Raw genomic sequence first — 12,815 nt, 5'->3', positions numbered from 1 at the left:
CTCGCCATCCGATTGCCGCCCCGGGGCGAGTCCCGGCGGGGGCAGGGCATCGTTCATGGCCTCCAGGACGCTACCGAGTTCATGCCAAGGGATCCCTGACTCCAAGGCCTTCCCCACGAGAGCCCCGATCCTCTGACTTGTCTCCTGCGCCTGAGCCCAGATCTCGCGTGCACGGTTCGACAACTGGTTGTGTTCTTCGACGCAGCGCGCAAGCACGGCCATCTGGCTGGTGTGGTCCATATCTACAGAACGGCTTGGTGACCATTGAGGATGCGCAGCATCGCGTCGCCAGCCGTGTTCCTCCCTCCCTGGTGTGCCTGTACGGAGTTCGCTGACAAGTGCGGCATCTACTCACTCGTTGTGGTGGCTCCTGCCTGATCGTGCCCGCGTGGTCGGGGTCGGCCGTGAGACTCGCGCCGTGGCCGACACCAGAGAGAGCAGCCCCGAACGACCCGCCGCGAACGGCGGGGCGAAGCCCCGCACCGGCGGGACGGCCAGGGCACGCGGGAGGCGGCTTTGGCTGTGGCGGTGGGTACTCGCCCCCGGAACGAGCTGGCAGGCCCGTCGGCTGGCGGCATCGTTCGGGCCGGGCATGGACGCCGATACCGCGTGGAAGCTGGCCCGCCTCGCACGCCATCCCGACGAACGCGTTCACGCGCTGCACCGCCTGGACGGCGACGGCGGCAACGCCGCGGCGGAAAACCGTACGCCGTGAACCCCGCACCTGCGCCGCGGGCGCGCGTACCGTACGGGGGAGGAAGGAGGGCCACCGTGGACGCCACCCTCAAGACCGTCGTCGCGGGCCGGCTCGTGGAGCTGCCCGGCACCATCGCGGCCATCCGCGCCACCATGGACACCGAGCTGGCGGCCGAGTTCGACCGCGAGATCGAGCACCTCCCCGCCGCCGACCTCCCCGCCGCCCTCGTGCGCTGGGCACTCGCCGGCACCGGCGCCATCGAGGAGGACGACGCCCTCTTCGAGCGCCTCGCCCGCGGCGAGGACATCGGCGCGACCGAGGCGGCCGCTCCCGGCTCGGAGGTGGCGTGAGCCGTCGCTACCGCCTCCAGTACGCCCCACCCGCCGACCAGGCCCGCCACGCCATGCCGCCCGCGCTCCGGGCCGCCTTCGACGCCGGGATGCAGCGCCTGGCCGCCGCCCCGTACGGTCTGGATTCCGCGCCGATCGACAAGGACGACGACCGGCGCCAGGCCGTGGTCGCCGGCGCGGTCATCCGCTACTACGTCAGCCAGGACGTCCTGGTGGTGACCGTCGTCCGCGTCGTCTACGTGTGACTCGCGTCGTCGGCCTGCCGGGCGAGCCGCTTCGTCTCCATCTCCAGCTCGTACCGCGACACCCGGGCCTCCGCCGCATGCTCGGTGACGGCCAGCTGCACCTCGTCTGCCGCATCCCGCCACGGCCGCCAGCCCTCCGGGGTGTACGCCTCCCGCGTCGCCGCCCGGCGCGCCGCGTTCGACACGCGCTGGAGCTGTATCAGACGGTCGGGAACCTCGGGTCTCTTCTCTTTCGCCACGGGCGGATCGTACGCCCCGGGCTCCGCGGTGCGACGAGGGGCAGCGCGGGAAACGCAGGTCGGCCTACAGTCGGTGTCATGACCGCTGATGACCCTGACGACAGCCCGCTAGCCCGGATTTCGGCGCTGGTTGTGACTCCCTGGTCCCATCCCGCTCCGCCCGCGGGGGTGGACCTGGACGCCACGTGGCAGATCCCCGCGGGCGAGATCCGGATCCCGCACCACAACCGCACCCTGCGGGAGATCCACGCTGCTCGCGAGCGGAACAACGTGCGGGTGACGGCGGAGGACCGCGCGGCAGAGACGACCACGGAAATCCTGGCCTGCCCGGCCTGCCAGTGCCAGGAGCTCCAGATCTGGGGACGATGGGGGCACCCTGCGGACATGGTCTGCTCGAGTTGCGGCCACGGGTGGCGCCCGTACGCGGACTCCCCGGAGTGGGGCGTCCTCGCGATGAAACACTCGATCTGCCGAGCGGTCGAGGTAGGTGCGGTCGAAGTGGCTGAGCCCGGTCGCTTTCCGGAGCACGGAGACACCTGAAGTACGGCAGCCCAGGCTCGGCAGCTCAAGCGAGGAACGCACGGACTTCCGGCATGCTGGACCGCCCGTCAGCGGATCGCTGCACCAGCTCGCTGTAGATCCGGGCAGCCTGAAAGCCCAGTGCCCTGGCCATGACTCAGTTGAGTGCGTGGGTGATCTCGCGGAGGCGGATTCGGGCGCGGGGGGATTCGACGTGTTCGGACAGGCCGGCGGCTTGGCGGGTGAGGTCGAGGGCGGCGGTGCGGTCGCCGCGCAGGCGGTGGGTGTCTGCGAGGTCGAGGACGGCAAGCATGTGGTCGCGTGGGTAGAGGCCGGCGTCGTCCACGGCCGCGAGGGACTGGGTGAGGTAGGGCTCTGCGGCGTCGGGGGCCTGGGCGGCGAGCCAGGCGCGTCCGGTCGCGGAGTCGACCGCGCGGTGGGACAGCCACGCCGACCACCAGGGATCGTCGTTGCCCGCGCGCTCCAGCTGGTCGTGGGCGGTATCGCGGGCGCGTCGCAGGGCGTCGGTGTCGCGGCGGCGGCCGGCGGCGAAGACGGCTCGCTGGGCGATGACCGCGCTCAGCCGGGGCGGGGGCTGGTCGGGGAGGCGTTCGGCGATGTCGAGGAAGGTTTTCGCTTCGGCGTTCTGGTTGAGCCAGGATGCCTGGTAGGCGGCGCTGGCCAGGAGGTTGGCCGTGGCGTGCTGGATGTCGGGGGTGGGGTCGGTTTCCCGTGCGAGGGTCATGCCGGTCTGGTAGACGCGTTGGGCCTGGGGGTGGCGGTCGGCGTCGAACAGCATCCAGCCGTACTGTTCGCACAGTTCGATGTAGGCGCGGTGCAGGCGTCGGCCGGCGGGGGTTCCGTGCCCGGCGCCGGTGGCGTTGGTGATGACGCGGCTGACGTTCTGCCACAATCCCCCGGCCCACACGAGTCCGGTCGTGCTGCCGTCGGTGTCGTCCAGGTGGCGCAGGTCGCGTATGGCGTTCTCGATGCCGGTGACGAGCCGGTCGGGGAGACGTTCGCCGTTCTGTGCTGCCTGGAGGGGGCCGCGGTCGGCGACGAGGAGGGCGAGTGCCGGGGCGGTGGCTGCGGTCCCGGCGAGCATGAGCAGGGTACGGCGGTCCATGATGTTTCCTCCTTGGCTGATCTCGCGGAGTAAGTCGCCGGCCGAGGCGTCGCCCGGAGCGTCGATGCACCGGCGCGAGGGCCGGGCGCCGGTGGTCGGTGTCCATCCGAGTTCGTCGGCGGTGACGCGTCGTCCGGCGCGCTCGGCGAGGACGGCGAGCACGTCGAGCCGGTTCTCCAGGGTCGGGTGCGCGGGACGGGACCGGATCCAGGCGTAGACGCTCTTGGGGTCCAGGGGCTGGGAGCCTCGGCGCCGGCGGCGTTCGTTGACCCGTGCGATGAGCTGTGGCGGCCGCATCTTGATGCGGCGCAGAAGCGTGGCCAGCGGGTTGTCCGTGGCCCCGATGAACTCCTCCATCGCGTCCCTCTCTGGACGGCCGTGGGCGGACGGTAGCACCGGGCTCCGGGCTGCGGCAGACCCGGAAGGGCCCCAGCTGGTGTACGTACACCGGTTGGGGTGGATCCACCGCACGTGGTGGATCCACCCGGTCCACCCCGTACACCTCTGTCTCCCCGCGGCCCTGATGCGGTTGCCTGTCGCACGGCGAGACGCCCGGCAGCCCCGGGCGGCCGGGCCGCGGACCCCCGCGGAGCGCGGGCGGTCCGTCCGGCGAGTGCCGAACTTTCCCCGGAGAGAAGGAGATTCCTGTGTCCCAGCGCGCTGTTTTCCGCCGTGGGAAGGCGTACGTGACCGAGGCCGGGTACGGAGTCGCTGCCGTCCGGCCGTCGCGCCCTGCGGAACCATGTGGGGGCGGGTTATGCGAGCAGTGATCTTCGGCGCTTCCGGGCTGCTCGGGCGCAGCGTGCTGCATGCCTTCGGCGATGTGGCCGTGACGGGTACCGGGTTGAGCCGGACCGCCGGTGGGCTGGTCCGGGTCGACGCCACGTCCGCTGCCGGGGTGGGGCGTCTGCTCGGGCGGGATGGGCCGGATGTCGTCGTCAACTGTGTGGGGGAGCGCCGGCCTGATGTGTGGGCGGCCTCTCCCGGCGACGCCCGGGGCAGGAACGTGGAGGCGGCCCGGCTGATCGCGGAGGGCGCGGCCCGGTGCGGAGCCCGGCTTCTGCATCTCTCCAGCGACTATGTGTTCGACGGGACGGCGGCGCCCTACCGGCCGGGAAGCCTGCCGAATCCGCTGAACGCCTACGGCCGGTGGAAACTTCGTGCCGAGCAGGCGGTGCGTGCCGCGTGCCCGGGGGCGGTGATCCTGCGGCTGCCCGTGCTCTACGGTCCCGTGCAGTTCGCCGGCGAGACGAACCTGACCGAGATCGCCCGCCGACTGGGCGCGGGGGGCCCGGTCGAGCTGGACGATGTGTGTGTCCGCTACCCGACGCACGTGGACGAGGCTGCCGAGGTGTGCCGCCGGCTCGCCGGGGCCCTGGTGGAGGGGCGGCGGCTGGGGCCGGTTGTCCACTGGAGTGCGGAGCAGGGCTTTACGAAGTATCGGATGGGTGTGCTGATCGCGCGCAGGTTCGGGCTGTCCGCTCGCATACGGGCCGGGGCGACGGATGCAGCTGGGGAGCGGCCGGTTGACTGCCGCCTCGACTGCCAGGGTCTGCCCGAGGTTCTGGGGCCGGTCCGGCGCCGGCTGTTCAGCGAGGAGTTCCCGCCCGTGGTGGAGCCCTGGCTCCTCGCCCGGCCCGCCGCGAGCCGGGAGGGGGCGTGACGTCCATGGTGTACGAGGATTTCGCCCGCGCGTATGTGACGGAGGTGGCCGCCGCTGTCCGGCGCATGCTCACCGGTGGTGCCCAGGCCGTCGAGCTGCTGACGAAGGCCACCGGCGGCGGGGGCAGGGTCCGCGCGTTCGGCAACGGCGGCTCCTCGGCGATCGTCCGGTCCGCCCTTCTCCAGCTCCACCAGCACGCCGGGCAGGCGGTCGACGACTCGATGATGAGCCCGGCGGCCCTGGCCTACGGCGCTCAGCGCCATGGCTACGGCACGGTCTTCGCCCGGTCGCTGGGCAGGGACCTTGACCGGACGGGCCTGGTCGTCGTGGCCAGCGTCAGCGGCCGGTCCGAAAGTGTCCGGGAGGCCGTGCGGCTCTGCGGGGCCGGCCGGCCACCGGTGCCGGTGCTGGCGCTGGTGGGCGGGGACGGGACCCAGATGGCGCTGGTGGACGGCATGGTCTGGGCGACGGGGACCACCGACCAGCAGGTCAGCGAGGACGCCATGCTGGCCGTGCTGACCCTGGCGGCCGCCACCGTGCCCGACCCGCACGAGGTGCCGCTGCCCACCCGGTGGGGGCGGTACCTGGACACCCTGCACGCGGTGGACACCGTCCTGCTGGCGGGCTTCCTCGAGGAGGCCACCGAGGCGGTCGCCGACGCGATCCGCGGCAGGCGCCATATCTACGTACTGTGCCCCGACGGCGGGCCCCTGGCTCTCGCCGGCGAGCACTTCGCCCACAACCTGAACTGGGACGCCCCGCTCGGTGTCGAGGGCGTACGGCCGCCGGTCGTCATCGGTGATCCGTCGCTCGCGGACATGAGCGCGATCTACAACGACCACCCCGACCCCGCGCACGGCGTCCGCCACCAGCTGGGCAGCGCCTCCCCGCACGACGTCGTCTTCCTCCTGTCCTACGACCGGGACAGCCGCACGACCCGGGAAGCCGTCAGCGCCGCCACGGCGGCCGGCACCCGGCTGTTCCTCCTCCACCCGCACGGTCCCGCCCGCCCGGCCGCCGGGCCAGACCGCCGCCTCGCGCGCCTCGTGCTGCCGTCCGCTGGTCACTTCACGCTGGCGGCTCTGGTGCAGTCGGTCGCCCATCTGGTCTGCCGGACCACCCGCGCCGCGCTCGCCGCGCAGCCCAGCCGTCCAGCAGCCACCGGGCTGTCGCCCGACGACCTGATGGCGCAGGACCTGGCGCCGCTGCGAGAACTCTCCACCACTCCGAACTCCCTCCGGACGAAAGGCCCCACCATGCCTGCACGCGAGATCCACACCGAGTTCCTCCGGCCCGCCCGGGGTGAGATCGCCGCCTTGTCCCGCCTCCCGGTCGCCTCGATCGTGGACGCCCTGGGCAAGACCGGCGCCCTCTCGCACTGCCTGCGCCTGCAGACCCCCGGCCTGATCCTGTGCGGCAGCGCCGTCACCGCGCTCGGCCCGGACGTGACCGTGCGCCGCGCCGCCATCGACCTCGCGCAGCCCGGCGACATCGTGGTGGTCGCGGCCGGCGGCGGCAAGGAACGGTCCTGCTTCGGGGGCGTGACCGCCGCGCACATGCACAGCCGGGGCATCACCGGCGTCCTGGTCGACGGCATGGTCCGCGACACCGCCGAACTGCGCCGCATCGCCTTCCCGACGGTCGCCCGCGGCACCACCCCGCTCAACTACGACTACCCCGCCGGCCGCCAGGAGGGCGCGGTCAACGTTCCCGTGGACATCGACGGCGTCCTCATCAGCCCCGGGGACGTCGTGGTCGGTGACGAGGACGGCACCGTGGTCGTCCCCCGCGACCAGGTCGCGGCCGTCATCGCCACCACCCAGGCCGCCCTGACCGCCGAGGCCGCCAAGTGGTGGAGCCGCCGCGGAAAGAGCCTCGGCGCCGTCCAGCAGCTCACCGAATCCGGCTACACGATCATCTGAGGAGCACCCCGCCGATGACCGGACACACCCAGCTCGCCGGCACCTTCGAGAAGTTCGCCGCCCAGCAGGCCGCAGGCACCTCCCCGCTGTACGAGACCCTCTCGCGCACCGTCGCCCGTACGCCCGAGCTCCTCGACCTCGCCGCCCGCGCCCGGCCGGGACAACCGGCCCCCAACCTGCTGCTCGGGGCCATCCACCACCTCGTGCGCCGCAGCGTCCCCCACCCGCTGTCCACGTACTTCACCGGCCACGAGACCCTGACCGCGGCCCGCGCCGACATCCTGCTCACCGACTTCTGCCGACGCCACGCCGGACAGATCACCCGGATCATCTCGACCCGCTCCGTCCAGACCAACGAGGTCAACCGCTGCGCCGTCCTCCTGCCCGCCTTCGCCACGCTCCAGCGCCAGCTGGACGAACGCCCCGTCAGGATCGTGGACGTGGGCGCCAGCGCCGGACTGAACCTGCTCTGGGACCGCTACACCTACGACTACGCAGGACACCGGATCACCCTGCCCGCCAGCGATCCGGACACGGTCCTGTCCTGCGAGATCAAGGGCGGAACACCGCCCCTGTCCCTCGACACCACGCGGTTCGCCCGGCCGGTCGGGATCGAGCCCAGCCCGGTCGACGTCACCGACCCCGCGGCCACCCAGTGGCTGCTCAGCCTCACCTGGCCGGAGCAGCCCACCCGCAAGAACACCCTCAACCGTGCCCTGGCCCTCGCCGCGCGCACCCCGCCGACGATCCTGGCCGGCCGGGCTCAGGACCACCTCGCCGACGTCGTCACCCAGACCCCGCCCGGCCAGCACCTGTGCCTCGTCTTCTCCTGGTCGATTTACCAGATCTTCGGTTCCCCCGGCGGCCGGGACCGCCTCACCGCCACCCTCTCCGAACTGAGCCGGCACCGCCCGATCCACGAAATCTCCATCGGCCACTTCGGCCACGACACCCCCCGCATGATCATGGCCACCCACGACGGGGGTGTGAGCCGCTGCGACGTCGTGGCCCACTGCGACGTCTACGGCACCTGGCTCCACTGGCTCACCGACCCGAGCGCCCGGCCCACGGGGAGGACCCCATGACCCGCACGATCAGCAGGGCGGTCGTGGCCGCCGGTGGAGCAGGAACCAAGATGGCCCCGATCACCCGCATCATCCCCAAAGAGATGCTGCCCGTCGCACGGACACCGATCCTCGAACACCTCGTCCACGAACTCCAGGCAGCCGCGATCACCGACGTCCTCTTCGTGATCCCCGCGCACAAGACCCAGATCCCCGCCTACTTCGGCAGCGGCACCGCGTACGGGATGGACTTCTCCTACCGCGTCCAGGACAACGGCGCCGGCCCCGGCGCTCCGGTCCTCACCGCCGAAACCTGGACCCAGGGGGAGCCGTTCGTCCTCGCCTTCGGCGACAACCTGATCCGCTCGGCCACCGGCGGCGAAACGCCGCTCAGACGCCTGGTCCACGGCAGCGCCGCGGCGCCGTGCTCCGTCCTGACTCAGCTGTTCCCCGCGGACAGCATCCCCCCGCACGAAACCCTCCTGGGCGCGGCCACCCCGCCCACAACGGCTCCCGGCCCGGGCGCCGTCGACTTCGGCAGCCACCTCCTGGACCACACCCGCGCCCGCTGGGTCCACGCCTGCGCCGCCCGCTGGGTCCTCGGGCCCTTCGCCTTCCCCGCCCTGCGCGCATGCCCGCCGCGCCCGGGCGGGGAGCTGTACCTCATCGACGCCGTCCGGCACTGGATCAGCACAGGCCACAGCCTCAGGGCACTGCCTCTCCTGCCGGACGAATTCCGCTTCAACTGCGACAACTGGGAGACTTACACCGATGCCGTCGCCACCCTCCCCGCCTGAACGCACCGCCGTCCCGCTGGAGAGCCCGTTCCAGGAGCCCGGCACCCAGGTCACCGTGATCCTGCCCGAGCAGCCCGCGCGCAGGATCGTGCTCGCCCTGCCCGTCGAGAAAGGCGACGGGCACAAGTACGGCCACGCCCTCGCCGAAATCGGCCGGCTCCCCGCCGCTCTGCGTGCGGGGACCGTTTTCGCCGCGCCGACCTTCAGCGCATCGCCGTGGCTGGTCAACCACGCGACCCGGACCGACCGGCGGCAGGAGGACCACCTGGTCCGCGTGGTCGTGCCCACCGTCCTCGCCCTGCTCGACGCGCAGGCGGCCCGGCTGCCGGTGCATCTGCTGGGGTTCAGCAAGGGAGGCTTCGCAGCCCTCAACCTGCTGACACGACACCCCGCCCTCTTCGCCGCCGCCAGCGTCTGGGATCCCTCGCTCCTCAGCGACCGGCCACCCCACCCGCAGCTCGCCGACGCCGCCGGCAGCACCGGACGGCTCGACGAATACGACGTACGGCTCAACCTGCGCCGCCACGGAGGGGCCCTGCGCGCGGCCTGCCGGATCGCGCTCGGGGGCATCGGCACGCTGGAAGCCGACTGGACGGCCGGCCACCGTCTCCTCGACTCGCTCGGCATTCCCCACCACGCCTACCGGGACGCTCCGGCCGACCACCGGTGGGACGCCGCATGGCTCGCTCCGGCCATGCGGCACCTCCTCACCCTCGAAACCCGCCTCCACCACGGCCCGGCGAGAGGTGAAGGCGGGAAGAGGGAGGGGCTCAGTCCTTGAGCATCCCGTCACGTACCGGGATCCAGTCCAGAGCGGACCGGATGCCCTCCTCCAGGGACAGCTTCGGTGTCCACCCCAGCAGCTTCTCGGCCCGGTCGCTGCGGGTGTAACCGCCGGCGACGTCACCGGGACGCGGATCGGCGTCGACCGTCGCCAAGGGCGCGCTCACCACGTTGTTGAACGCCGCGCACAGCTCCCGGACGGTGGTGCCGGAACCCGTGCCCAAATTGATCGCGACCGACCGGTTCGACTCGGTGAGAACGGAGTCGAACCGGTCGACCGCCGCGATGTGAGCCGCCGCGAGATCCCAGACATGCACGTAGTCCCGGATCCCCGACCCGTCACGGGTCGGGTAGTTCACCCCGGTCACCGGGAACGCCGTGCCCTCCTGGTGCGCCTGGATCAGCTTCCCCAGGGCGTGGCTGGGCCTCTTGAGCTGGAGCCCCGTACGCAGCAGAGGATCGGAGCCGACCGGATTGAAGTACCGCAGCGACAGCACCCGCATCGCCCCGGCCGCGGCGATGTCGGCGAACATCTCCTCACACACCGCCTTCGTCCGCGCGTAGGGGCTCTGCGGCGCCAGCGGCGACTCCTCGGTGACGGGGGAGCCGTCCTCGGCCCGGTAGATGGAGCCTGAACTGCTGAAGATGAGACGGTCACAGCCGTTGCGGTGAAGATGCCCGACGAACGCGAGGCTCTTGGCGACGTTCGCCTCGTAGTAGCCCATCGGGTCCGCAACCGACTCCGGAACCACGATCAGCGCCGCACAGTGCACCACGGCGGAAATATCCGGGTGCTCGGCGAAGATCCGGTCGACGAGGGCCCCGTCCGAGATGTCACCCTCGTAGAAGATCCGCCCATCGGTGAACTCCCGACGGCCCCGTACGAGGTTGTCCAGGATCACCGGAGTGATGCCCGCGTCCAGACAGGCCGACGCGACGGTGCTCCCGATGTAACCGGCTCCCCCGGCGATAAGAACAGACACCATGATTCTCTTCCCGGCCTCGTACGACCCAGTAGGCAACCGAACGACAAGGCTAGCGGCGTACCAACCCCGAGATTGCGCAAGCTGTTTGACGGATGCTCACGCGTCTCGGGCGCTACCGGACTCACCACGGACTCGCTGAGCCTGATCGAGAGGTACGCCCCGAGTCCCCGCTCGCGCGTTCGGAGGCTCGCCGTTTCACCGCCGGACCCACCTGGACCAGGCGGTGTGCGTACCTGAAGTTCCAGCTGTAGAGGCCGCGCCCCGAACAGCCGCGAGCCCCGGACCATCCGCGGTCCGGGGCTCGCTCCGCGTGTCTCCTACTCATCCGTACGTGACGTCAGGAGCCGTGCTTCCCGTTGTCGTTCCGCGCGCCGGACGACTGGGCCCGTGGCCCGAAGCCCGTCTTCGCGGACCGGCTCGACGCGTTCTTACTCACTGTGGACTGGACCCGCGAGGCGGCCTTCGGAGTCATCGGGGTGTGCTTGCTTCCGCCGCTCTTCGCGCTGCCGCTTCTGCTGTTCCTGCTCATGCAGATCACCTCTCCTGTCATCGTCCGGCCGCTGGGCCGTCCCCGCACATCGGCGTGTACGGCGCCGCCGTGACCCGGCAGGTCTCGTTGCGGGTATGGCGGCGCGGTGCTGGCCGACGGGTGTGCGTGACGGGTGATGCGGGTGTGGTTGACCAGATTTATACGACCTCTCTCCCGAACGCGTGATGAAGGTCACGTCACAGATTCGATATCGCAGGTCACGCACCGTGCGGACGTTTGGATGATCACATTCCGCGAAGAACGGATGTCTCAGAGTTAACCCCGGCGGGGTTCCTGCTCGGTGTAGGGGTGAGAACGCAGCGCACCTGGCGCGCAACGAAGCCCGCCGGGAACCTACTTGGAACGAGGAGGGTCCGTGGGGTTCCACAGGGCCTGGCACACACCGGCGCGAGCCGGCGCCTGCCGGACGACCGAGACGGGTTTCGGTTCCACCGCTCGCCGTACCGTCCGCGAGCAGCCGCAGGCTCCGCGACATGTTCTTCCGTGCGGGCCGGACCGGGCCGCCGCGCTCGCCCGTCCCCCGATCGAGGGGGCGCAGTCGTGACCGACTCCCCTGAGCAGGACCTGACGCGGCCAGCCGGGCTGGACAGGGAATTCTCCGACTTCTTCACAGAACACAAAGGCGAATACATGCGTATCGCCATGAGCAAGCTCCGCAACATGCACGACGCCGACGAGGCGCTGATGGACGCCGCCATAAAAATGCACCGTAAGTGGCCCCGCATCAAGGCCCACCCCAACCCGGCGGCCCTCGCCTTCCGCATTGTCAACATGGCAATCATCGACTTCTACCGGTCCCGCGCCCGCCGTACCGGCTACGAGGTCCCCGTCGCGGACCCTGTCTACACCGACATCCCGACCGTCGACGACATCCTCGCCCTGCGCGGCTACGACCGGCTCGACCGGGCGCTGGCCAGCCTCGGCGAATGCGCCCCCACGCAGGCCCAGTGCGTCCAGCTGCGCTACCTCGCCGACATGAGTTTCGAAGAAATCGGCGAATACCTCAACATCACCAAAGGTGCGGCCAAAACGAACGTTCATCTCGGAGTGAAGAAACTCCAGGCTTTCATGGATCTCACCGAGGAAGGGGATTCCTGATGCTCGAAGAAACCCTGCGCGCAGAAGCGCAGGTCCTGCACGACATGCTCGGCACCCACGACACGGGTGACTTCATGAGCCGCCTGGCCACCCGTATCGCCCAGGACGCGGCCCGCCCTCCCAGGGTGCGCAGCGAGTCCGGCCCGGCGGCACCGCCACCGTCGTTCACCGCACAGCCTCAGCGCTCCACCCACCCGCGATACCGGCGGCAACCGCGCCGGCGTCCCACCCCGATCGTCACCAGCGACGCGAGCGCTCATCCCAGCGCGGTCCTCGCCCATGTCCGCCAGCTATGCGACACCGTGCTGCGCTCGGACGACGTGCACGCGCTGACGGCCTTCGACACGGACTACGACCAGGCGGGCGCCCGTACCTTCGCGTGCCTGCTCTACACGATCGACCGCCGCGAGAGCGCCCTGTACTGGTGGCGCTTCGCCGCCGGGGCCGGCGACCCGCTCGCCGCCCACCTGCTCGCCGCGTACCACGCCGCGGTCGGATCGGTACCCGACGCCCGGGTGTGGCGCGCCTTCGCGGGCATGCTCGGCTACTCCGCCCTGAACCTCCCCCAGCCCTCCCAGACCAGCACCCGTATCGCCCAGGGATTCGCCCACCAGGCCCCCTGGGGCACCCAGCTACGCGAGTTCATGACGTTCGACCAGCTCCCCGCGGAGCTCGTCAACCACTGACCGGACCGAGGCCGTGAGGCGTCGCCGCCCCTCAAGGCGGCGCCCCCCCCACGCGCCGCTACACCGGGCCCACCCCCCCCCCCCCCACCC

At 71.2% G+C, this 12,815-nt stretch carries 15 protein-coding genes; 12 read left to right on the top strand and 3 right to left on the bottom strand.

The genetic code is table 11. The annotated features are described in order from the left end of the window. Nucleotides 1–418 precede the first annotated feature (418 nt). The 3 genes from ACFXKG_RS30500 to ACFXKG_RS30490 are packed head-to-tail and all read left to right on the top strand — an operon-like array spanning nt 419 to nt 1,292. A complete protein-coding gene (locus tag ACFXKG_RS30500) occupies nt 419–715 on the top strand; it encodes a hypothetical protein (RefSeq protein WP_384845914.1) in 297 nt (98 codons plus the stop codon). A 56-nt stretch (nt 716–771) separates the two neighbouring features. Continuing rightward, nucleotides 772–1,047, top strand: a complete 276-nt coding sequence (locus tag ACFXKG_RS30495; protein ID WP_384845912.1) for a hypothetical protein — start codon at nt 772–774, stop codon at nt 1,045–1,047. Beyond that, nucleotides 1,044–1,292, top strand: coding sequence for a hypothetical protein (locus tag ACFXKG_RS30490; protein ID WP_384845910.1), 249 nt, complete (start codon nt 1,044–1,046; stop codon nt 1,290–1,292). The genes ACFXKG_RS30495 and ACFXKG_RS30490 overlap by 4 nt, the downstream gene beginning before the upstream one ends. On the opposite strand, the gene ACFXKG_RS30485 is transcribed toward ACFXKG_RS30490, so the two are convergent. Then, nucleotides 1,283–1,531: a hypothetical protein gene (locus tag ACFXKG_RS30485; RefSeq protein ID WP_384845908.1), complete on the bottom strand. Its 249-nt coding sequence runs from the start codon at nt 1,529–1,531 to the stop codon at nt 1,283–1,285. The genes ACFXKG_RS30490 and ACFXKG_RS30485 overlap by 10 nt on opposite strands. Nucleotides 1,532–1,609: 78 nt before the next feature. Here ACFXKG_RS30485 and ACFXKG_RS30480 point away from each other — a divergent pair, with 78 nt between their 5' ends. After that, the gene (locus ACFXKG_RS30480; RefSeq protein WP_384845906.1) at nt 1,610–2,071 is read left to right on the top strand and encodes a hypothetical protein; all 462 of its coding nucleotides are present in this window, start codon (nt 1,610–1,612) and stop codon (nt 2,069–2,071) included. Nucleotides 2,072–2,207: 136 nt separating this feature from the next. Here the strand turns inward: ACFXKG_RS30480 and ACFXKG_RS30475 are convergent, their stop codons facing one another. Further along, complete coding sequence (locus ACFXKG_RS30475; RefSeq protein WP_384845904.1) at nt 2,208–3,533, bottom strand: XRE family transcriptional regulator; 1,326 nt, start codon at nt 3,531–3,533, stop codon at nt 2,208–2,210. 400 nt (nt 3,534–3,933) lie between these two features. Between ACFXKG_RS30475 and ACFXKG_RS30470 the strand changes: the two genes are divergently transcribed. Genes ACFXKG_RS30470 through ACFXKG_RS30450 form a run of 5 tightly spaced genes read left to right on the top strand, consistent with a single transcriptional unit; the run spans nt 3,934 to nt 9,403 of the window. Then, on the top strand, nt 3,934–4,839 hold the full coding sequence (locus tag ACFXKG_RS30470) for a dTDP-4-dehydrorhamnose reductase family protein (protein ID WP_384845902.1): 906 nt from the start codon (nt 3,934–3,936) through the stop codon (nt 4,837–4,839). Nucleotides 4,840–4,844: 5 nt separating this feature from the next. Next, nucleotides 4,845–6,761, top strand: a complete 1,917-nt coding sequence (locus ACFXKG_RS30465) for a hypothetical protein (protein ID WP_384846118.1) — start codon at nt 4,845–4,847, stop codon at nt 6,759–6,761. A gap of 14 nt (nt 6,762–6,775) precedes the next feature. Further along, nucleotides 6,776–7,846, top strand: a complete 1,071-nt coding sequence (locus tag ACFXKG_RS30460) for a DUF2332 domain-containing protein (protein WP_384845900.1) — start codon at nt 6,776–6,778, stop codon at nt 7,844–7,846. Next, nucleotides 7,843–8,622, top strand: coding sequence for a sugar phosphate nucleotidyltransferase (locus tag ACFXKG_RS30455; protein ID WP_384845898.1), 780 nt, complete (start codon nt 7,843–7,845; stop codon nt 8,620–8,622). The genes ACFXKG_RS30460 and ACFXKG_RS30455 overlap by 4 nt, the downstream gene beginning before the upstream one ends. Then, the gene (locus ACFXKG_RS30450) at nt 8,597–9,403 is read left to right on the top strand and encodes an alpha/beta hydrolase-fold protein (protein WP_384845896.1); all 807 of its coding nucleotides are present in this window, start codon (nt 8,597–8,599) and stop codon (nt 9,401–9,403) included. Before ACFXKG_RS30455 ends, ACFXKG_RS30450 begins: the two co-directional genes overlap by 26 nt. Here the strand turns inward: ACFXKG_RS30450 and galE are convergent. Next, nucleotides 9,393–10,391 carry a UDP-glucose 4-epimerase GalE gene (gene galE, locus ACFXKG_RS30445; RefSeq protein ID WP_384845894.1) on the bottom strand — a complete coding sequence of 333 codons (999 nt, stop codon included), beginning with the start codon at nt 10,389–10,391 and terminating at the stop codon, nt 9,393–9,395. The two genes, ACFXKG_RS30450 and galE, sit on opposite strands and share 11 nt — an antisense overlap. A gap of 356 nt (nt 10,392–10,747) precedes the next feature. Between galE and ACFXKG_RS30440 the strand changes: the two genes are divergently transcribed. The 3 genes from ACFXKG_RS30440 to ACFXKG_RS30430 all read left to right on the top strand — a co-directional run bounded on the left by ACFXKG_RS30440 (nt 10,748) and on the right by ACFXKG_RS30430 (nt 12,725). Next, nucleotides 10,748–10,993: a hypothetical protein gene (locus ACFXKG_RS30440; protein ID WP_384845892.1), complete on the top strand. Its 246-nt coding sequence runs from the start codon at nt 10,748–10,750 to the stop codon at nt 10,991–10,993. Nucleotides 10,994–11,481: 488 nt separating this feature from the next. Further along, nucleotides 11,482–12,039: an RNA polymerase sigma factor gene (locus ACFXKG_RS30435; RefSeq protein ID WP_384845890.1), complete on the top strand. Its 558-nt coding sequence runs from the start codon at nt 11,482–11,484 to the stop codon at nt 12,037–12,039. Beyond that, on the top strand, nt 12,039–12,725 hold the full coding sequence (locus ACFXKG_RS30430) for a hypothetical protein (RefSeq protein ID WP_384845888.1): 687 nt from the start codon (nt 12,039–12,041) through the stop codon (nt 12,723–12,725). The genes ACFXKG_RS30435 and ACFXKG_RS30430 overlap by 1 nt, the downstream gene beginning before the upstream one ends. Nucleotides 12,726–12,815 lie beyond the last annotated feature (90 nt).

Origin of the sequence: Streptomyces sp. NPDC059255 (assembly GCF_042752355.1) — a bacterium.
Classification (GTDB): Bacteria; Actinomycetota; Actinomycetes; order Streptomycetales; family Streptomycetaceae; genus Streptomyces.
This window is presented reverse-complemented; position numbering and strand designations above follow the sequence as displayed.